The following is a 19,987-nucleotide window of genomic DNA, read 5'->3' as shown; positions in this document are numbered from 1 at the left end:
GCGTGAACTGGATCAACAACGTCGTCCGCCCCAAGATCCGCAGCTTCCTCACGACGAAGCGCGAGGTGCCGGAGAACCTCTGGGTCAAATGCCCGGAGACGGGCCAGATGGTCTTCTACAAGGACCTCGAGGCCAACCAGTTCGTCGTCCCCGGCTCCAACTTTCACATGAAGATGGGCTCGCGCGCGCGACTCGGGACGCTGTTCGACGGCGGCGCATTCGAGCTGGTCGCGGCGCCGCCGGTGGCGCAGGACCCGCTGCGCTTCCGCGACGGGCGCCGCTACACGGACCGCCTCAAGGACGCACGCACCAAGACCTCGCTCGACGATGCGGTGCTGGTCGGCGAAGGCCGCCTCGACGGACGCCCGGTGGTGGCGGCGGCGCAGGATTTCGAGTTCATGGGCGGCTCGCTCGGCATGGCGGCCGGAGAAGCGGTGATCGCGGGCATGCTGCGCGCCGTGGAACTCAAGGCGCCGTTCATCCTGTTTGCGGCCTCGGGCGGGGCGCGCATGCAGGAAGGCATCCTGTCGCTCATGCAGATGCCGCGCACGACGATCGCCGTGCAGCGGCTGCGCGAGGCGCGGCTGCCCTACATCGTCGTACTAACCGACCCGACGACGGGCGGCGTCACCGCCTCCTATGCGATGCTCGGCGACGTCCACATCGCGGAGCCGGGCGCCCTCATCTGCTTCGCGGGCCCGCGCGTCATCCAGCAGACCATCCGCGAGCAGCTTCCGGACGGCTTCCAGCGCGCCGAATACCTGCTCGAGCACGGCATGATCGACATGGTGGTGCACCGCCACAAGATACGCGAGACCCTGAGCCGGCTCTGCAACCTCCTGATGCAGGGCGGCGCCGAAGCCGGGGCGTCGCTCAGCGGCAACGGCAAGACGCAGACGAACGGCGCCAGGATCGACGGGAAGCTGATCGGGACCACCCCGCTCGAGCTCGAGCCGGTGACCGGGGCCGAGCGCTTCAAGGCGCAGGGCGAGGGCGAGCGCGCCGAGCCGCGCGACCACGATCCGTTGAGAAACTGATCGAAGCGGCTCTCGACAACGAGGCCGCCCTGGCGCAAGGGTTTCCACACACGCTATGGACGACTTGACCTCGCGCCGAACTCCTGATGGGCTTCGGCGGCCTCGACAGGGAGGGGCGTAACATTCCGACGAGCGATCAGCTCCTCGCCGACATGAAGCTCCTGCATCCGAAGCTCATCGATCTCTCGCTGGGCCGGGTCGAGCGGCTTCTGGCCAAGCTCGGCAACCCGCACAGGACGCTCCCCCCCATCGTCCACATCGCCGGCACCAACGGCAAGGGCTCGGTGACCGCGTACCTCAAGGCCATGCTGACGGCCGCCGGCCGGCGCGTGCATGCCTATACCTCGCCGCACCTGGTCCGCTTTCACGAGCGCATCGAGCTTGCGGCGGCGCCGGGGATCTCGCAGCCGATCTCGGAAGCCGATCTCGTGGACGTGCTCTCGCGGACGCAAGCCGTCAACGACGGGGACGACATCACGCAATTCGAGATCACGACGGCGGCGGCCTTCCTCGCTTTCGCCGAGCATCCCGCCGACGTCGTGCTGCTCGAGGTCGGCCTCGGCGGCCGGCTCGACGCGACCAACGTGATCGAGCATCCCCGCCTCACCGTGCTGACGCCGATCTCGCACGATCATGCCGACAAGCTCGGCAACACGATCGAGGCCATCGCGGGCGAGAAGGCCGGCATCCTGAAGCCCGGCGCGCCCTGCGTCGTCTCCCAGCAGGAGGACAGCGTGCACGACGTCATCGCGCACGCGGCGGCGCGGGCGGGCGCGCGCCTTGTCGTCTGGGGGCAGGACTACGATGCCTATGAGCAGCGCGGCCGGCTCGTCGTGCAACGGGCCGACCAGCTCCTGGACCTGCCGCTGCCCGCGCTCATCGGACGCCATCAGATCATCAACGCGGGCACCGCGGTGGCGGCGGCGCTCGAGCTTGGCGCGTGGATCGACGACGAGGCCATCGAACGCGGGCTCGTCTCCGCGCGCTGGCCGGCCAGGATGCAGCGCATCGACGGCGGGCCGCTGCCCTCCCTTTTGCGCCCCGGCTCGGAGCTGTGGCTCGACGGCGGGCATAACTCCGCGGCCGGGCTCTTCCTTGCGCAGTCGCTCGCAGACCTCGAGGAACGCTCCCCGAAGCCGCTCTATCTCGTCGTCGGCATGCTGGGCCTCAAGGACGCGGCCGGGTTCCTCGGCTCGTTCCGCGGGCTCGCGCGGCACGTGGTCGGCGTGCCGATCCCCGGCGCGCACGAAGCCCCGTTCTCGCCGGACGCGCTGGCAGATGCGGCGCGCTCGGTTTCGCTCAGCGCGGAGCCGGGCGTGTCGGTCGAAGCCGCCCTGAAGCACATCGATGCCCTCGATCCCGGCCCCAAGCGCATCCTGATCACGGGATCGCTCTATCTCGCGGGTCATGTGCTGGCGCTGCAGGAAGGCGTCGAGCCGCAGGCGAACTGATCGCGTGCAACGAAAAGGGCCCCGAGAGATCTCGGAGCCCTTTGTGATTCCGGATTGTGAGGCGGCTACGCCTTGGCGACGAGGGTCTCGCCGATCTGGGCGCCGAGCCATTCCTCGAGCTTGCGCTTCTGGACCAGCGCGCCGACGTGCTGACCTGCGACCTCGCCGTTCTTGAAGACGATCAGGGTCGGCATGGCGCGGATGCCATAGCGGGTCGTAATCGCCGGGCTCTGATCGACGTCGAGCTTCACGATCTTGACCTTGCCCTTCTGCTCGGCGGCAACCTGCTCGAGAGCGGGCGCCATGGCCTTGCACGGACCACACCATTCGGCGAAGAAATCGACGAGCACGGGCTCTTTCGACTTCAGAACCTCATCGTCGAACGTCTTGTCGGATACCAGCGTGGTCATCTCATCTCCTTCTCGGCCGGGGGCCGAACGGTTGTGCCCCCAGCGGGGTTTGAACGTAAGAATGGGCGTCTCGGGCGTCAAGTCTCGGGCGTCTCGAGGCGCCACAGCTTGTCGGCATATACGTCGAGGATCTCGCCCCGGATCTCCATGAGAGAGGGCTGCTCAGTCCAGAGCAGCGCCGCGCGCACGGCCTTGCCGGGGAAGGCTTCGCGCACGGCCAGGCGGTAGGCTGCGAGCTGATAGAGATAGACCGGCGCGACCTCCTCCACCGACCGGGGCGCGCGGCGGTTGGTCTTGTAGTCGACGATGAGGACCTCGCCGCCGGAGACGGCGAGGCGGTCGATCTGCCCGGCGATGCGCAACGGCGGGCCCGATCCTGCGACGCGCGGGATGACCGCCACCAGCGGCACCTCGGCTGCGCTTTCCGGACCGAACACCGGCGCGAAGGCGGCATTCGCGAGGAGCGCCAGGGTCTCGGCAGCAATCCCGGCGCGCACGTTGGCCGGTATCCCGCGCGCCCGCTCGGCGAGGAACGCGTCGGCGGCCCTCTGCCACGTCTCGGGGGCGAGGCACGGCAAATGCTGGAGCAGGGCGTGGGTCAGCGTGCCGCGCAGGAACCGGCTCTCGCCGCCGAGCCCGCCCGTCCCCGAGGCTGCCGGCCTCAGGACCGCCGGCTCGGATCGGGGATCCCGCGGCGGCGGCGCGGGGAGCGGCTCGCCCTCGTCGTCCGTGTCATAGGGGGCAAGGCGCGACGGCGCGAGCGGGATGGTGAGCTGGGGCTCGCGTGGCGCGGGCACAGAGCTCCAGGGCGGCAACGGCGCCGCGTCCTGCAACGCCGTGCGCGCCGTCCTCGGAGCTTCGGGCGGCGCGACCTGGGGCGCGGCGAGGCGCCCGACCTCGCGGCCGTCAGGTCCGGTCGTGCGTTCCAGAACGCCGTCGAGCCCGGAGTGGATCACCTCGTACCAGCAGCCCGGCGCGGGACCCTTCTGGCCCTCGAACCCCGCCACATAAAGCCGGTCGCGGGCACGCGTCATGGCGACGTAGAGCAGGCGGTTCGCCTCCTCGCGCTCGCGCTGCCGCAACGCTTCGCGCGCCTCGCGGAGCCGGTCGAGGGTCCCCGTGCCTTTCACCGGCCAGACGAACGGAGCGGGCATGCCGGGCGGGCGCTCCATCGCGGCGAGCACGATGGGACGGCCGCCCTGGATCGCGGCGGAGCCGGCGCTCGTCGTATCGGGCAGGAACACGATCGGGGCTTCGAGGCCCTTGGCCCCGTGCACGGTCATGACGCGCACCTCGTTGCGGCCGTGCTCCATGTCGCGCTTGATGTCGCGATCGCCGTCGCGCATGAAGGCCAGGAAGCCTGCGAGCGACGGCGGGGCGCCGTCGTCGTAGGTGAGCGCGAGATTCAAGAACTCGTCGAGCGGATCGGCGGCCTCGGGGCCGAGGCGCGCGATGAGCTTCGCGCGGACGCCGTCGCGGTCGAGCAGATCCGCGAAGAACTCGAACGGCGGACGGAAATCGGCGGCCTTGCGCCAACGCTTGAGCGTGGAGGCGGCCTCGATGTAGCGCGCGTTCTCCCGGCTCTTCTCCAAGAGCGCCTTCCAGAGCGTGCCCTTGCGCTCCTCGCTGGCTTGGCTCCGGTTCCAGAACGCGAGATCGGTGAGATCGGCATCATCGAGGCCGAAGATCGGGCTTTTCAGAACCTCCGCCAGCGCGAGATCGTCCTCGGGCAGGGTCAGGAAATCTCCGAGCGAGAGCATGTCCTCGACGGCGATCTGCTCCGTCAGGCGCATGCGGTCGGCGCCGGCCACGGGAATGCGGCGCGCCTTCAAGGCCTGCACCATGGGCTGGGCGAACGGGGCGCGCTTGCGCACGAGGATCAGGATGTCGCCCGGCGCGATGGGACGGCCGGTCGAGGCGAGCGTCTCGCCGTCGTCCAGCCAGCCCTTGATCGTATCGGCGATGCGGTTGGCGAGGCGCACGACCGATGGCTCGGCCGACCGCTCGTCCAGCGGCGACCAGGCGTCGGCGGGCGCTGCCTCTTCGTGCTTCTCCGTCGGCCACAGCTCGACCACGCCGCCGTGGCCCGCGCGCCGGACGGCGTGGGGCGCGGGCGAGACGCCCGGCGTGCGGGCGGGGTCCGCGAACACCCGGTCCACCGCGTTCAAGACCGGGGCGACAGTCCGGAACGAGAGCGTGAGCGGCACCGTGCGCCATGTCGCGCCGGCGCTCCTGCCGAGGTTGGCGAAGCGGTCGCCCATGGCGGAGAACATTTCCGGCGCCGCGCCCTGAAACGAATAGATCGACTGCTTCTCGTCACCGACCGCAAACAGCGTCCGCACGGTGTCGGCGCGCGCGCCCGAGCCGGCGAAGAACTCGGAGGCGATCGCCTCAACGACCTTCCATTGCGAAGGGCTCGTATCCTGGCTCTCGTCGACGAGGATGTGGTCGAGGCCGTTGTCGAGCTTGAACAGCACCCACTCGGCGGAGCCGCGTGTTGCGAGCAACGCCTTGGTGCGCGCGATCAGATCGTCGAAATCGAGGGCGGCGCGGCGTACCTTGGCGTCGGCATAGCGGACCGCGACGGCGTCCGCGAGGCGGATCAGCGCCATGGTCGCCTCGACGACGGCCGCGCCCCGGTGCTCGGTCCAGAGCGCGAGGAAGCGGCCCTGCACACGCCCCAGCATCGGCTCGATCTCTGGGTTCTTCGCCTTCAAGGCATTGGTCAGGAATTTCTCGCGCGGGGTTCCGTCGGTCTTGAGGAAGAGGCCGGACAGGGCCTCCATGCGCGCGCGTCCGGCTTCGGCCGAGAGCGCGGCGGCAACCTTGTCGGCGAGCCCGGTGTCGGTCTTGCTGCCGCCCCTGAGGACGTCGCGCACGTGCATCAGCTCGCGCGGGGAGAGGAGCGTTGCGGCTTCGGCTTCGATCGCGGCGCGCGTGAGGCCATCGCGCACGCCGAAGTGGCGGCGGTAAAGCGCCTCGACGGCGTCGAGGCTCATGTCCGCTGCGGCCGCGAGCCATTCTCGCTCCTTCAGCGCGTCGGCCAGCGTGTCGTCGAAGCGGTCGTCGGCCGCGTAGGCGATGGCCTTCGCGAGGGCCTCTCCAAGCCGGCTCTCCCGCGCCCGCGCGGCCCTGCCGATCACGTCGTCGATCGCTTCGCGCATCAGCTTGCGCGCGCTTGCCTCGTCGAGGATAGCGAAGCCCGGCGTGACGCCGGCTTCGAGCGGAAAGCGTTGCAGCAGGCGCTCGGCAAAGGCGTGAATGGTCTGCACGGAGAGCCCGCCCGGCGTTTCCGTCGCGCGCGTGAAGAGCGCGCGCGCGCGCGCCATCTCGGATGCGTCGGGCTTGCGGTCCAGGAATGCGAGCAGGGCCGCCTCGAGCGCATCGTCCGGCAGCATCACCCACTTGGACAGGCTGTCAAAGACACGCTTCGACATCTCGGCGGCGGCGGCCTTCGTGTAGGTGAGGCAGAGGATGCGCTCGGGCGGCGTGCCGGCGAGGAGGAGGCGCAAGACGCGCATGGTCAAGACGTGCGTCTTGCCGGTGCCGGCGTTGGCGCTCACCCAGACGGAGGCGGCGGGGTCGGCCGCGTCCGCCTGGCGGCGGCGTGTGCGCTCCAGCTCGATCTCGATGGACTTGTGCTCGATGAGCGCCGACATGGTTAGGCATCCTCCTCCGCAACGGCGCCGGACGACCATTCGGCGACACGCGCGAGGTGCGCATAGGCGTCGTAATCGTAGCCGAAGCGCGCGCGCCGGAGCGGCCGGTAGGGTGTCCTCTCTTCGTCGAAGCGGGCGACGTGGCGCTTCAAGCCGTCGAGGGTCTGGCGTGCGAGCGCGGCAATATCGGGGGCCTTCACGTCACGCGCGTCGCCCGGCGGCTCGCCGCCCGAGGCGCGGATGTAGCGCAACGTCGCGACCGGGCGCTTCGGCAGCCTGTCGAAGCCGAGCGCGGCGTCGGCGGCGATGGCGGCTTCCAGCGGCAGCTGCGGCGAGACGCCGTCCAGCACTTTCCTGTCGGGCGGCGGCGCGCCGGTCTTGTAGTCGGAGATGACGAGCGCGTCGTCCCTGACGTCGATGCGGTCGGCGCGCGCGGTCAGATGGAAGGGACCCGCCGGCGCGTCGAGCACGAGTTCGCCCGAGACCTCGGCCCTCACCTCCGTGACGCCCAAGCGGCGCGCGGGCTCCGTCGCGGCGAACCAAGCGGCGAAGCGCTCGAAGCGCGGAACCCAGAAGGCGGCGATGCGCGGGTGGGCGGCATAGGCGTCGAGCGCCTGGCGCGCGAAGCGGACCAGCTCGGCCTCAATATCGCCGGGGAGTGCGGCCGGATACGCCTTGGCGAACTCCGAAAGCGCATCGTGGATGATGCTGCCGCGCAATGCGGGGCCGGGTGGCTCGCCGAGCGGCGGGAGCGGAGCGAGCTTCAGGATCTCGCCGGCAAAGATCGCATACGGGTTGGCGATCCATGTCTCGATGCGCGAGACCGAGAGCCGGCGCGGGCGCTGCGCGCCCGTCGGCCTCGGCTCCGGGGCGGCGAGGCGCGCCACAGGCGCGATGTCGTCGCGCCGACGCGCCCAGGCGAGCCAGGGCTCCTTCGGCGCGAGCGCCTCCGCTACGCCCATGCCCTCGAGCAACGCCTTGAGTCTCAGCAGCCAGCGCGAGGGGACCGTCGGCACGCCGTCCTTCTTCTCGGCGCGCGTCAGGATCACCTGGGGCGCGGCGAGCAGGGTCGCGAAATCGTGGGCGGACTGGCCGATCTTCTCCTCGGGCGAGGGCAGGCCGAGCGCCTCGCGCATGGGGCGGTTGAGCCAGGCGCCGGGATCGGACGACTTCGGCCACGTGCCGTCGTTGAGCGAGCCGAGAACGACGACATCGGTCTGCTGAAGCCGCGCCTCGAAGGGCCCCCAGATGAAGAGCCGCGGATGCACGGGGCCGCGCGGGCGCACGGTCTCGGCCGCGGCGAGGCTGCGGTAGAGGTCGGCGTAGTCCGCCGCGGGCAGATCGAGCGGGGGCAGCGCCGGATCGAGCAGGCCCGCGAAGAATCGTGCGGCCGTCTCACCGGCCTCGTCGCGCCAGAGGAGGCTCTCGTCGTCGTCTGTTTCCCCTCCCCCTTGTGGGGAGGGGTCAGGGGTGGGGGAAATCCCTACGGCCGCCGTTCTGGAGTCCCCCCCACCCCGGCGCCCCCCCCAGGGGGGGGGGGGGGGGGGGGGGGGGGGGGGGTGAGAGGGGTTGGGGGGGGGGGGGACGAGATCGTGGAGCAGGACGGGCTCCGTCTGTTCATAGAGTGCGAGCAGCGGCGCGTACGCCGCGCGCAGGCGGGCGATGAGATCGCGCGCGCCCTGCCAGTCCTCCGTCCAGAGCCGCTTCACGGCGGGGTGGGCGCGCACGCCGCGCTCGCGGTCGGCAGCGGCCCGCTCGAAGGCCGCTTCGACGCCGGCAAGGCCCTCGCCCAGATACGGCGCGCGGAAGGTTGCGATCTCGAGCGCGCGGGCAGCGCGGCGGGCGGCGAACGGATCGAGGCCGAGGCGCGTCAGCGGGTGCTTCAACAGGGCGACCGTCTCGGCCGGCGCAAAGCGCGTCGCCACGGCGTTGACGACGAGATCGAGGAAGGCGCCGGGCGGCGTCTTGGCGAGCGGACGGCCCGCGGAATCGTCGACCTTGATGCCCCAGGCTTCGAGGCGGATGGCAACGCGGCGCGCGAGGAAACGATCTGGCGAGACGAGGGCCGCGGTCTTGCCCGGCGTCTCGGCGGCTTCGCGCAGGATCAGCGCCACGACCTCCGCCTCGTCCTGCGCGGTCGGCGCCTCGACGAGGCTCAAGCCGGACGGGGCGGCCCGGGCCGGATCCTTGCGCGCGGCGGCGGCGAAGCTCTCCCAGCGCTCGGTGGTGCCGGCAGGCCGCATGGCCTCGGCAATGAGGCGCGTACGCGCGCGGGCCGGCGGGGAGGCAGCAGCGCCGAGGCGGACGACGGCCGAGCGCGTCAGGCCGAGCGCGTCGAGGAGCTTCTTCAGGCCGAACTGCGGATGCTCCGGATGCTCGGGACCGATGGTCTGCCAACTTTCGGAATCGAGATCGGTATCGAGGCCGGGCAGCACGATGGCGCCGTTCGGCAGGCTCGCCACGGCGCGCATCAACTCGACGGTTGCCGGAATGGAGCCGGTGACGCCGGCGACGATGACGGGCGACGCCGGCGGCGACGCCACAAGGCGCGCGGCCTCGGCGCGGATGACGGCGTTGCGGCGGCCAGCCGCCGAGAGCATGCCGGATTGGGCGAGATAACCCGGCCAAGCCTGCGTGACGATCTCGAGAAACGCGAGCGTCTTCTGCCAATGCTCGGAGAAGGTCTCGGGCACGAGCGTGTCCAGCCGGTCGAGGCTCACGTCCTCCGTCTCGACCATGTCCATCAGCGCCGCGAGCTCCTTGGCGAGAACGGCCGCCTGCTGAGAGGTGGCGGCCGCGGTCGCTCTCTCGGCGCCGTTGCGGTGCATGGCCTCCGTCCAGCGGCGGATGAGGCTCGTCAGCACGAGCCGGCGCTCGAGCTCGCCGATGGCGGGCGGGATGGCGCCGACGTGCTGCTCGGCCCCTGCGGCGGCCGCAATCAGCGAGAGATCCTCCTCACCCTCCGAGATGGGCACGATCCTCGGCAGCAAGAGCGCGCGCCCGCCGCCGGCGCGCAGGAACGCGTCCTCGACCGCGCGCGTCGCGCGCCGTGTCGGCAGATAGAGCGTGAGGCGCGGCAGATCGAGCAGCGCCGGCCGAGACCCGCCGCCGGCCGGCAGGGTACCGTCGAGCACGGCGCCGGCGAGGCAATCGAGGAACGGGCGCCCGGCTTCGATCGTGTAGATGTTCGCGGAACGGGACAGTGGAGCTCCCCTGGACGGATTTCGGACCTTCCGGCCGGATATCCGATTCCATGGCCGTCTTTCAGGCGCTTGCGGCGCGGCGCATCCAGCTTTCCGCGTCTTCCACAGACTGGGGGGTGCCGACGTGCATCCAGACGCCGTCGAGGCACAGCCCGAACAGGCGGCCCTCAGCGATGGCCCGGTCCCACAGCACGTTGAGCGAGAAACGCCCCTGGGACGCATCCTCGAACAGGCGCGGATGGGCGATGGAGACCCCGGTGAAGGCGAACGGGGCTTCTCCACCCTCGCCACGCCGCGTCAGCGTGCCATCGGGCGCCATGAGGAAATCGCCGTGGCCGTCATAGCCGAGGCTTTCGGCGCCGCGGGCGAGCAGGAGCAGGCTGTCCATGCGGTCCGCATCGAAGGCGGCAACGAGCCGCGCGATGTTCGAGCCGATGCCCTCGACCCAGACCGAATCGGAGTTGTGGATGAGGAACGGGGCCTCTCCGAGCAGCGGCAGCGCCTTGACCACGCCGCCGCCGGTATCCAGCAACACGCCGCGCTCGTCGGAGATGGCGATCGCGGGGCGCGTGCGACCGGCGAGGCGGGCTTCGATCTGCTCGGCGAAGTGATGCACGTTCACCACCGCGCGCGTGATGCCGCCGGCGGCCAGACGATCCAGCACGTGATCGAGGAGCGGCTTGCCGCAGAGGGGCACGAGCGGCTTCGGCATGGTGTCCGTCAGCGGCCGCATGCGCGTACCGAGACCGGCGGCCAGCACCATCGCGGTCGTCACGCGGTTGGTCATGTTTGGTGCCCCCTCACCCGGTACCGATACGTCCATGCGGAGCATGGCTCCGCCACGCCCGAGCGGCGGGTGAGGGGGAGAGGAGCGCGAGATTGCATGCGAGGCTCTTCAAAGAGACGGGACGGTGCGGCGAACCGCGTCGGGGAAATGGTCGTCGAACCAGCGCGCGAGCGGCGCGAGGTCCGCGTGCGCGAGCCCCCGCGCCAGATAGCGCCATATGCGCGGGATGTGACGCACATACGCGGGCTTGCCGTCGCGCATGGCGAGACGGGCGAATATACCCAGGATCTTGGTGTTGCGCTGGACGCCCAAGGCCGCGTAGGCGAAGCGGAACGCGTCTGCATCGAAGCCCGGCTCCGCGCGACGCCTCTCAAGGTAATAGGCCAACAGCTCGTCCTCGAGGGCGGCCGGCACATCGAGGCGCGCGTCCTGCAAAAGCGAGACGAGATCGTAGGCGAGGGATCCCTGAAGCGCGTCCTGGAAGTCGAGCAGCCCTGCGCGCCGCGCGCCGTCACGCTCGGGAAGCCAGACGAGATTCGGCGAATGGAAATCGCGCAGCACCCAGCCCTTGGGCTCGGCTGCAAGGCGCGCGAAAACCCCGTCCCAGGCGGCCATAAAGTCCGCACGGATGTGCGGAGGGATCGGCGTCCCGTACACGGCCGGCCAGTACCAGTCGGGCAACAGCTCGATCTCGATGCCGAGCACGGCGGCGTCCTGTGGCGGAACGCAGTGGGCCGTCCCGTCGGGGAGAGGGATCTCGGGAGGAACGGCGTGCCGGCTCAATGCGAGGAGCGCGTCGGTAGCGGCGCGCCACAGCTCCGGCTGTGAAGTGCCACGCGCGATCTCCGCGCCGTAGACGCGATCGCCGAAGTCCTCGATGACGAGGAAGCCGCGGTCGAGATCGGCGGCGTAGATCTCTGGCGCGCTGAGGTCCGCGTCACGCAATGCGTTCGCGACGGCGACGAACGGGCGCACGTCCTCGGCCAACCTGGCGATGCGGCTATAGGGCAGCCCGTTGCGGATCGGCGGGCCATCCGGCTGGCGCGGCTGGTCCATGAGGATGGCGGTGCGCGGTTCCCCTCCCACTTGTGGGGTGGGGCTAGGGGTGGGGGGAATCCCAACGGCTGCTGTTCTGCAATCCCCCCCTCCTAGCCTCCCCCACGAGGGGGGAGGGACCTCGGCGAGGGGAGAAGAAGCGAGGCGCGCATAGGCGCGGGCGGAAGCGTCGCCCTGCAGATAGACGGCGCTCGCGGTGTTCCAGGGCGCGTGTGCGTCGATAAAGTCCGACATGGCTTCGAGGCGGGCGAGGCGCGGCGCCCAGGTGCCGTGCCCCACGAGGCGCACGGTGCGCTGCTCGGCGTCCGTGCCTTGCGACAAATGGATGTTGAGGCGGTTGGCGGCCGCGAGGCCGGGCGCGCGCTCGGGCCATTCGACGACGGCGGCGCCGGCCGTGATCAGCTCGTCGAAGCCCAGCTCGACGAGATCGTCGTCGCCCGAGAGGCGATAGAGGTCGAGATGGGCGAGCTCGAGGCGCGGGGCGGCGTAGGTCTGAACCAGGGAGAACGTCGGGCTCGGGATCTCGGCGCCCCGATCGGCAAGGACGGCGCGGATGAGCGCGCGCGCGAACGTCGTCTTGCCGGCGCCGAGATCGCCCGAGAGCGCCACCACGTCGCCCACGGCGATCTTCAGCGCGACGCGCTCGGCGAGACGCGTGATCCCCGCCTCGTCGGCGTCAGGCACGCGCCAGTCTTGCTGCTGCTTCGGTATCGGTCGGGACATGCTTCTGCTCGAGCTCACGCGCGGGGAAGCGTACCGTGACCTTGGTTCCCTTTCCAGGCTCGCTGTCGAGCGTCATGTCGCCGCCGTGCAGGTCGACGAGGCTCTTGACGATCGAAAGACCGAGGCCCGCGCCCCGGTGCTTACCGCCCTGGCTGCGGCTCTCGAAGCGCTCGAAAATACGGGCCTGCTGCTCCTTGGGAATGCCGATCCCCTCGTCCTCGACCGAGAACACCATCACGCCCTCCTCGCGCCAGCAGGAGAGATGCACGACGCCCTCGGGATTGGAAAAGCCGACGGCGTTGGACAGGAGGTTGTAGAGCACCTGGCGCACGCGCTGCTCGTCGGCGACGAACACTGCCGCATCGTCGGCGACCGCGATGTCGAGCGTGAGGCGGGCGCGGGCGGCACGCTCGCGGATGCTGTTGATCGCCTGATCGATGACGGCCTGCACGTCGACGGCGGCGAGCTTCAGCTCCAGCCCGCCGGCGTCGATGGCGGACAGATCCAGGATGTCGTCGATGATGGCGAGAAGGGTCTTGGAGGAGAAGGCGATGTCGTCGAGGTACTCGCGCTGGCGCGGCGTCAATACGCCGAAGATCGGATTGGCCAGAAGCTCGCTGAAGCCGATGATGTTGGTCAGCGGCGTCCGGAGCTCGTAGGAGATGTGGCCGATGAACTGGTTCTTCAGCCGGTCGGCGGTGACGAGGGCCTCGTTGCGCTCGATGAGGGCGCGCTCGTAACGCTTCGAGTCCGTCACGTCGACGAAGGTCAGGAGCGTACCGCCATCGGGGAGCGGCGTCACGGCATAGTCGATGACGCTGCTGTCGGGGCGGATCATCTGGCCTTCGAGGGGCTCGCGCTCCTCGAACGAGGTAACGGCGCGGCTGATCTCCTTCCAGGTCGACATCTCGCCGTGCAGCACCTGCGTGACGCGGACGAACTCGTCGATGTGCGGCTTCTCGGCGAGCTGCTGGCGCGAGAGCTTCCAGATGGCCGCGAAGGCGGAATTGTGGAGCTGCAGGCGGCCGTCGGTGCCGAACACCGCCACGCCTTCCTTGAGGCTGTTCAGCGTCTCGGTCTGAACCCCGATGAGCGCGTTGTAGCGGCTTTCGAGCGCCAGGCGCTCGGTCTCATCCTTGTAGAGATAGGTGACGCCGCCATCGGGGCGCTGCGCGGCCATGACGTGGAGATCGCGGCCGTCCGGAAGGTGCCACCAGTCCTCGTGCTCGGTCTCCTGTTTGTAGCACTTGAGGACGTCCGCCTTCCATTCGCGATACTTCACGACCTCGGGCAGGCGGCCGAGCTCGCGCAGGCGATCGAGCACAGCGCCGTCCATCGGGCCCGTCGCCAGCCAATCCGCGTCGAGCTGCCAGAGCTTCTGGTAGGCGGCGTTGAAGAAGGTGAGCTTCTGCTCGGCATTGAAGATGGCGACGGCGGTCGCGACGCGGTCGAGCGTGCGGTCGTAGGCGGCGATCTGCCGGTCCATCTCGCCCTTCGCGCTTTCGAGATCGGCGACGTCGATGGCGGCCCCCGCGGTCGCGTCGCCGAGCGGCAGCACGGTCACCTCGTGCATCTTGCGCTCGGAGCCGACCACGAGCGGCAGGCGCTCCTTGAACGTCTGCCCGGTCTTTACGACGCGGGCGACCTGCTTGCGCTGGCGCGATTCCAGGAGCTGGATCTGGCCGTCGACGGCCTCGGCCTCGCTTTCCGCCTCCACCGCCTTGACGTAGGCGCTGTTGACCCAGGTGAGCCGCCCCGCCGCGTCGAGCAGCCAGGCCGGATGCGGCAGCGCCGAGAGCAGCGCGCGGCTCGACCGCACGTCGCGCGCGAGGCGCATGTGCTGGTCGAGGATCACGGAGAGATCGCGCTTATAGCCCGCGACATCCTTGAAGCGCAGCACGGCGCGGCCGCCCGCGGCGCGACCGTCGGCCTCGACGTGACCGCCGGCCGTGGTCTTCAGGATGAGATTGAAGGCGCGTCCTTCCGAGAGCAGACCATCGAGAGCCGACTTCAAGGCGGCATTGCTCTTCTGGTCGAGCCAGAAGTTGAAGCGCACCAGCTCGCCCGTGTTGGCGGGCAGGCCCGGCACGCCGGAGAGCGTGTTGGTGACGACGGAGATGCCGCGCCCCTGCTCCCAGTGCATGAGCACCTGAGGCTCGGCCTTGATCAAGGCCTCCGCCGCGGCAAGCGCCCGGCGCAGCTCGCGCGATTCGTCCTGGGCCCGGCGCGCCTGGCGGCGCATGGAGGTGATGGCCTGATAGAGAAGGTAGATCGTGCCGATGCTCGCCACGCCCGCCAGCGCGGCCAGGAGCCAGGTGTCCCCTTGCAGCCCGCCTTCCTCGACAATCCTGCGCCCGGAAGCGAGCGTCGCGGTCAGAACGGTGACGACGGCCAGGCTCGCGAGCGCGAGCATGACAAGCTCGACCCGCGTGTTCTGCCGCTCAGGCGTAGGGCTCTTGGGTTGCATCGATCTCGGGGTTCGATCGTGGCCGGGCACGTGGCAACGCCCGCTCAGAAAAAGCGAATCGCTTCGGAAGTATGAGGAGCTTCCGAGGCCGATGCCAGCCCAAGAGAGGCACATCGCTCAGCCAACCTGCGCGCGGGCGGGCGCGCGAAATGCAAAAGCCCCGCAGGCGGACAAAAATGCCGCTCGCAGGGCTTCGGTCCTCTATGGGACCGGCGTTTCGCCGTCCGGTGGGGCGTTGCCCCGTCAGTAGCGGTAGTGGTCCGGCTTGTAGGGGCCGTCGACGGACACGCCGATGTAATCGGCCTGCTCGGGGCGCAGCTTGGTGAGCTTGACGCCGAGCTTCTCGAGGTGGAGGGCTGCGACCTTCTCGTCGAGCACCTTCGGCAGCGTGTAGACCTTCTTCTCGTACTTGCCGGGGTTGGCCCAGAGGTCGATCTGCGCCAGCGTCTGGTTCGAGAACGACGACGACATGACGAACGAGGGATGGCCCATGGCGTTGCCGAGGTTCACGAGGCGGCCTTCCGACAACAGGATGATGCGGTTGCCCGACGGGAACTCGATCTCGTCGACCTGCGGCTTGATGTTGGTCCACTTGAAGTTCTTCAAGCCCGCGACCTGGATCTCGTTGTCGAAGTGGCCGATGTTGCAGACGATGGCCCGGTCCTTCATCTGCCGCATGTGGTCGACGGTGATGATGTCGCGGTTGCCGGTCGCGGTGACGTAGATGTCGGCACGGCTAAAGGCATTCTCGATGGGGGCGACCTCGTATCCCTCCATCGACGCCTGGAGCGCGCAGATCGGATCGACCTCGGAGACGATGACGCGCGCACCGGCCTGGCGGAGGGAAGCGGCCGAGCCCTTGCCGACGTCGCCGAAGCCGGCGACGAAGGCGACCTTGCCGGCCAGCATGACGTCGGTGCCGCGGCGGATGGCGTCGACGAGGCTCTCGCGGCAGCCGTAGAGATTGTCGAACTTCGACTTGGTGACGCTGTCGTTGACGTTGATCGCCGGGAACAGGAGCTGGTTCTGCTCGGCCAACTTGTAGAGGCGGTGCACGCCCGTGGTCGTCTCCTCGGAGACGCCGCGGATCGAGGTCGCCACATGGGCGAACCAGCCCGAGGGCTTCTCCGCGAGGAGCCGTTTGATCAAGGCGAAGAAGATCTCCTCCTCCTCCGAGCCCGGCTTGTCCAGGAACGCCGTGTCGCCGTTCTCGGCGCGCAGGCCGTGGTGCACGAGCATGGTGGCATCGCCGCCGTCGTCGAGGATCATGTTGGGCACGCCGCCGCCGTGCCAGTCGAAGAGACGGGCGGTGAAGTCCCAGTACTCGGTCAGCGTCTCGCCCTTGAAGGCGAACACCGGCGTCCCCGTCGCGGCGATGGCGGCGGCGGCGTGGTCCTGCGTCGAGAAGATGTTGCAGGAGACCCAGCGCACGTCCGCGCCAAGCGCCTTCAGCGTCTCGATCAGGACCGCGGTCTGGATGGTCATGTGGAGCGAGCCGGCGATGCGCGCGCCCTTGAGCGGCTGCTTGGGGCCGTACTCGGCACGGATGGCCATCAGGCCGGGCATCTCGCTCTCGGCGAGGTCGATCTCCTTGCGGCCGAAGGCGGCGAGCGAGATGTCCTTGACGATGTAGTCCTGGTTGGCGGTCATGCAGGGTCCCTTTTTCGTGCGGCCGCCGGCAGCAGCGGGCATGCCGGCGCAAAGTCCGCCCCCGTATAGCGGCGCGGGACAGGGACCGCAATAAGATATAAATAAGTCTTTATGTCCTTGGGAAAGGCGGTTGGGAGCGGGCAGCAGGCAGGGCTCGTGAGGGAGGTCAGTCTTCCTCGGCCAGCTCCTCGCCGAAGCCGGTCTCGACCAGATCGACCAGGGCGGCGAGGGCTTCGGGACCTTCCTTGCCCTCGGCGGTGATGTAGAGGACCGAGCCGGGCCCGGCGGCGAGCATCATCAGCCCCATGATCGAGGTGCCGCCGACGGTCTGTCCGTCGCGCGTCACGGTCACGCTCGCCTGGTAAGTCTCGGCGAGCTTCACGAACTTCGCCGAGGCGCGGGCGTGAAGCCCCTTGCGGTTGACGACGGTGACGACGGCCTCGGGTCGCTTGCTGTCTTGGATCTCAGGCATCGTGCGCCGTCCAACCCCCTACTGCTCGCCCGACAGTTCCTGGCTCGCAACCTTGATGTACTTGCGTCCGGCCTCGCGCGCGAGCGTTACCGCTTCATCGAGGGGTGCCTCGGCCCTGAGGCCGGCCAGCTTGACCAGGATCGGCAGGTTGATACCGGCCAGAATCTCGACGTTCGCCTCGTCCATGACCGAGATGGCGAGGTTGGACGGCGTCCCCCCGAACATGTCGGTCAGGATGATGACGCCCGATCCCGTGTCGGTGCGGCGCACGGCCTCCAGGATCTCGGAGCGGCGCGCTTCCATGTCGTCCTCGGGACCGATCGAGATGGTCTCGAGCTGTGTCTGAGGCCCGACGATGTGCTCGAGTGCCGCACGGAACTCGATCGCCAAGCCGCCGTGTGTGACGATCACGAGTCCGATCATCTAAACCAAGCCGAGGTTGTTACGATTTTGTATTTTTTGAGCATCGGCTCACCCCTGGGCCGTGCCCCAAGTCTCTGTGGCGTCACGACAATCTCCGTGGTGTCATGAGCTTCAGGACTACGTCCCCGCCCCGCCTTCGCGGCGGGCCGGAGACTTACAGGGGTTCGCGGGCAAAGCAAGGGGTTTTGCTGGCGCCTTATGGCGCAGCTCCCGAGCCCAGGCCCCCTCCGAGCGCCAGAAGGAGCTTGACGGGGGCAGAGGCTTCGAACGGCGCAAGGCGAAGAAGCGGAAACGCGACGCCGAGATAGCGCGCCGTCATCGGCTCCAGCGGAAAGCGGGGCACGTCGGCCGCCGGCACGAGGTCGACCACGAGCGCAAGACGCGCCCCGGGACAAAACGGAAGGCTCAGGATACCGAGGCCGCGCACCTCGATCTTGCCGGCGATGGCCGGGGGCGGACTGGCCTCGACCGCCTCGCCCTGACGCGTGAGGCGCACCTGATCGTCCGAGACGAGCGCGGCACGGAGCGCGCCCTCTCCGAACGGCGGCGCGGCGATGCACCTCAGCGCAAGGTCCGACTTGCCCGATCCCGACGGCCCGCGGATCAGGACGGCCTTCTCGCCGAGGGCGAGCGCCGTGCCGTGGACCAGCTCAGCTCCGTTCGCGGACTGATTCATGCACGAGATCCGATGCCGCGCGCCGGCTGCCGGCCATGCCCGCCCGGGAGGAGGAGACGCGGCCCGGAAGGCGCACGACGAAACGGGCTCCGCTCGACGGCCCGCACTCCGAGCCGGCCGCCGCGGGCTTGTTCTCGGCCGAGATCTCGCCGCCGTGTGCGCGGATGATCTCGCGCGAGATCGAGAGCCCGAGGCCGGAGTTCTTGCCGCGAACGGCTTCGGTATCGGGGCGGTCCGTGTAAAAACGATCGAAGATGATCTGGCGGCGATCCTCGGGAATGCCGGGCCCCTCGTCCTCGACGGCCAGCTCGACATCGGAGCCGATGCGCCGCAGCGAGATGGTCACGGGCCGGCCTTCCGGCGAGAAGGAGACGGCGTTGTCCACGAGGTTGGTCAGCACCTGGCCGAGCCGCCCGGCATGGCCGTTGACGACAAACGCGCCTTCGAAGGGGGCAACGGCGATCACCGTCTCGACGCGGCGGCTATCGCCCGAGAGGATGTCCTTGAAGATCTGCGTGACGCTGGCCACGACCGAGGCGATGTCGAGGGGGCCCATCTGCTGGCGCGCGAGCTCGGCGTCGAGGCGGGAGGCGTTGGAGACATCGGTGATGAGCCGGTTCAGGCGCATCAGCTCGTTCTGGATCTGCTTCACCACCTCTCTGCGCTGCTCGTCGGTGCGCGCGTACGAGAGGGATTCGGCCATGGAGCGTGCCGCGGTGAGCGGGTTCTTGAGCTCGTGGGCGACGTCGGCGGCAAAACTCTCGCTCGCTTCCACGCGCCGGTAAAGGGCTGCGGTCATGGCGGCGAAGGCGGCGGACATGCGGCCGACCTCATCGGTGCGGTGCGAGAAATCCGGCAGCTCGTGGCGGGCGCTGATGTTGCGGCTCACGAGGTCGGCGGAGGCCGACAGCCGGCGGATCGGTCCGGCCACGGTCCGCGCCAGGACCAGCGCGCTGATCAAGGAGGCCAGGATGGCGAAGGCCGCGAGCAGCCAGATCTGGGTCTGCTGGTCGGAAACGATCTTGTCGATCTCGCCGGGGCGCGTCGACATCAGAAGCACGCCTTCCACGACGCCCGCCCGCTGGATGGGGACGGCCGTCGAGACGATCTGCTGGCCCTTCTCGTTGAGCAGCAGCATGGCGGTGGCCTTGCCCTGGAGCGCCTGCTTCACCTCCGGATAGGACGTGCCGTTGGCGTTGCCGATCTCTTTGTAGACCGGCAGATCCTCGTTCATCATCGTCCAGGACTTGAGGCGGGTCCAAAAGTCCTTGGTGCGCGTCTTGCCGCCGTCGGGCACCTTGGGCTCGTGGCGGGAGAGCTGGCCGCGCTGCAAGAGCGTCGCCGAATCCATGACCAGCGTCCCGTCGCGGCTATAGACGCGCGCGCGACGCGTCGTCGGCTGGATGAGACGGCGCAGGATCGGGGCCACGCGCTCGGGACGGATCGAGAGCTCGTGCGCCGCGAAGGCGTTGTCCTCGGGGGCCTCGGCCTCCTCCTCGAGGGGATCGGTGTGGATGACGAGGCGGCCGGTCTCGACGCGGGCGTCGCCGGCGATGGCGGCGGCGATGATCTCGCCTTGAACGCGCAGCGATTCGCGCTTCGCCTCGATGAGCCAGGCATTGTTCTCGTTGAAATAGAGAATGCCGCCGACCATGACGACGAGGCCGGCGAGACTCGCGACCAGGATGCGCCGCCACAGGCTGCCGGCGATGAAGCGGACGGGCAGAAACGTCCGCCACCAGCGGGGCAGACCGACGACCGGCCGCGGGCTCCGCCGCATGAGATCCTGCGCGCGGGCGGCGAGGCCGCCGAGGGACCGGCGGGTTCCCGCCAGGATGGCCTCGAGCCCCGTGTCAACCGCCGGCGTTCGCTCGGTCTCGAGCGCCATCACCCCTCCATGCGAAGGATTCTTCGTCCCCCGCAACGTTCCGAAGCTCAACCCGAAGCTCGTTTCGAGCTCACGAGGCGCATGG

Annotated in this window: 13 protein-coding genes; 2 read left to right on the top strand and 11 right to left on the bottom strand. The window is 69.4% G+C overall.

All coding sequences use genetic code 11. The features are described 5' to 3' along the window. The first annotated feature begins 2 nt into the window (after nucleotides 1–2). Entirely contained in the window at nucleotides 3–1,037 is a 1,035-nt protein-coding gene (gene accD / locus V7082_RS00395; RefSeq protein WP_334145384.1) for an acetyl-CoA carboxylase, carboxyltransferase subunit beta, read from the top strand. A gap of 86 nt (nucleotides 1,038–1,123) precedes the next feature. Beyond that, nucleotides 1,124–2,488 carry a bifunctional folylpolyglutamate synthase/dihydrofolate synthase gene (locus tag V7082_RS00390; RefSeq protein ID WP_334145383.1) on the top strand — a complete coding sequence of 455 codons (1,365 nt, stop codon included), beginning with the start codon at nucleotides 1,124–1,126 and terminating at the stop codon, nucleotides 2,486–2,488. Nucleotides 2,489–2,553: 65 nt separating this feature from the next. Here V7082_RS00390 and trxA read toward each other — a convergent pair whose 3' ends face one another. The 11 genes from trxA to V7082_RS00335 all read right to left on the bottom strand — a co-directional run bounded on the left by trxA (nucleotide 2,554) and on the right by V7082_RS00335 (nucleotide 19,902). Then, nucleotides 2,554–2,898, bottom strand: coding sequence for a thioredoxin (gene trxA / locus V7082_RS00385; RefSeq protein ID WP_334145380.1), 345 nt, complete (start codon nucleotides 2,896–2,898; stop codon nucleotides 2,554–2,556). A gap of 77 nt (nucleotides 2,899–2,975) precedes the next feature. Then, nucleotides 2,976–6,557, bottom strand: coding sequence for a double-strand break repair helicase AddA (gene addA, locus V7082_RS00380; protein ID WP_334145379.1), 3,582 nt, complete (start codon nucleotides 6,555–6,557; stop codon nucleotides 2,976–2,978). A 2-nt stretch (nucleotides 6,558–6,559) separates the two neighbouring features. Then, entirely contained in the window at nucleotides 6,560–9,733 is a 3,174-nt protein-coding gene (gene addB, locus V7082_RS00375) for a double-strand break repair protein AddB (protein WP_334145560.1), read from the bottom strand. Between the two features lie 88 nt (nucleotides 9,734–9,821). Further along, on the bottom strand, nucleotides 9,822–10,547 hold the full coding sequence (locus tag V7082_RS00370; RefSeq protein WP_334145377.1) for a nucleotidyltransferase family protein: 726 nt from the start codon (nucleotides 10,545–10,547) through the stop codon (nucleotides 9,822–9,824). A gap of 108 nt (nucleotides 10,548–10,655) precedes the next feature. Continuing rightward, nucleotides 10,656–12,326 carry a tRNA (adenosine(37)-N6)-threonylcarbamoyltransferase complex ATPase subunit type 1 TsaE gene (tsaE, locus tag V7082_RS00365; RefSeq protein ID WP_334145375.1) on the bottom strand — a complete coding sequence of 557 codons (1,671 nt, stop codon included), beginning with the start codon at nucleotides 12,324–12,326 and terminating at the stop codon, nucleotides 10,656–10,658. Next, nucleotides 12,280–14,793 carry a sensor histidine kinase gene (locus tag V7082_RS00360; protein WP_334145374.1) on the bottom strand — a complete coding sequence of 838 codons (2,514 nt, stop codon included), beginning with the start codon at nucleotides 14,791–14,793 and terminating at the stop codon, nucleotides 12,280–12,282. Before V7082_RS00360 ends, tsaE begins: the two co-directional genes overlap by 47 nt. Before the next feature lie 243 nt (nucleotides 14,794–15,036). Further along, nucleotides 15,037–16,443 (bottom strand): adenosylhomocysteinase, encoded by a 1,407-nt coding sequence (gene ahcY / locus V7082_RS00355; protein ID WP_334145373.1) that lies wholly within the window; start codon nucleotides 16,441–16,443, stop codon nucleotides 15,037–15,039. Between the two features lie 166 nt (nucleotides 16,444–16,609). Then, nucleotides 16,610–16,915 carry an HPr family phosphocarrier protein gene (locus V7082_RS00350; protein ID WP_334145372.1) on the bottom strand — a complete coding sequence of 102 codons (306 nt, stop codon included), beginning with the start codon at nucleotides 16,913–16,915 and terminating at the stop codon, nucleotides 16,610–16,612. Between the two features lie 18 nt (nucleotides 16,916–16,933). Continuing rightward, entirely contained in the window at nucleotides 16,934–17,338 is a 405-nt protein-coding gene (locus V7082_RS00345; protein WP_334145371.1) for a PTS sugar transporter subunit IIA, read from the bottom strand. 196 nt (nucleotides 17,339–17,534) lie between these two features. Further along, complete coding sequence (locus V7082_RS00340) at nucleotides 17,535–18,014, bottom strand: HPr kinase/phosphorylase (RefSeq protein ID WP_334145369.1); 480 nt, start codon at nucleotides 18,012–18,014, stop codon at nucleotides 17,535–17,537. Next, nucleotides 17,989–19,902 (bottom strand): stimulus-sensing domain-containing protein, encoded by a 1,914-nt coding sequence (locus V7082_RS00335; RefSeq protein ID WP_334145367.1) that lies wholly within the window; start codon nucleotides 19,900–19,902, stop codon nucleotides 17,989–17,991. Before V7082_RS00335 ends, V7082_RS00340 begins: the two co-directional genes overlap by 26 nt. Between the last annotated feature and the right edge of the window lie 85 nt (nucleotides 19,903–19,987).

The organism is Hyphomicrobium sp. (assembly GCF_036833075.1).
Lineage (GTDB): Bacteria > Pseudomonadota > Alphaproteobacteria > Rhizobiales > Hyphomicrobiaceae > Hyphomicrobium_C.
Note: the sequence above shows the minus strand (reverse complement) of the source record. Positions and strands in the feature narration are given on the sequence as shown.

What these genes read in the sequence shown, in the direction of transcription:
- V7082_RS00345 (WP_334145371.1), bottom strand. Translation starts at nt 17,338, where the DNA reads ATGATCGGACTCGTGATCGTCACACACGGCGGCTTGGCGATCGAGTTC.
- V7082_RS00350 (WP_334145372.1), bottom strand. Translation starts at nt 16,915, where the DNA reads ATGCCTGAGATCCAAGACAGCAAGCGACCCGAGGCCGTCGTCACCGTC.
- V7082_RS00335 (WP_334145367.1), bottom strand. Translation starts at nt 19,902, where the DNA reads ATGGCGCTCGAGACCGAGCGAACGCCGGCGGTTGACACGGGGCTCGAG.
- V7082_RS00340 (WP_334145369.1), bottom strand. Translation starts at nt 18,014, where the DNA reads ATGAATCAGTCCGCGAACGGAGCTGAGCTGGTCCACGGCACGGCGCTC.
- ahcY (WP_334145373.1), bottom strand. Translation starts at nt 16,443, where the DNA reads ATGACCGCCAACCAGGACTACATCGTCAAGGACATCTCGCTCGCCGCC.
- trxA (WP_334145380.1), bottom strand. Translation starts at nt 2,898, where the DNA reads ATGACCACGCTGGTATCCGACAAGACGTTCGACGATGAGGTTCTGAAG.
- V7082_RS00360 (WP_334145374.1), bottom strand. Translation starts at nt 14,793, where the DNA reads ATGCAACCCAAGAGCCCTACGCCTGAGCGGCAGAACACGCGGGTCGAG.
- addA (WP_334145379.1), bottom strand. Translation starts at nt 6,557, where the DNA reads ATGTCGGCGCTCATCGAGCACAAGTCCATCGAGATCGAGCTGGAGCGC.
- V7082_RS00390 (WP_334145383.1), top strand. Translation starts at nt 1,124, where the DNA reads ATGGGCTTCGGCGGCCTCGACAGGGAGGGGCGTAACATTCCGACGAGC.
- tsaE (WP_334145375.1), bottom strand. Translation starts at nt 12,326, where the DNA reads ATGTCCCGACCGATACCGAAGCAGCAGCAAGACTGGCGCGTGCCTGAC.
- V7082_RS00370 (WP_334145377.1), bottom strand. Translation starts at nt 10,547, where the DNA reads ATGACCAACCGCGTGACGACCGCGATGGTGCTGGCCGCCGGTCTCGGT.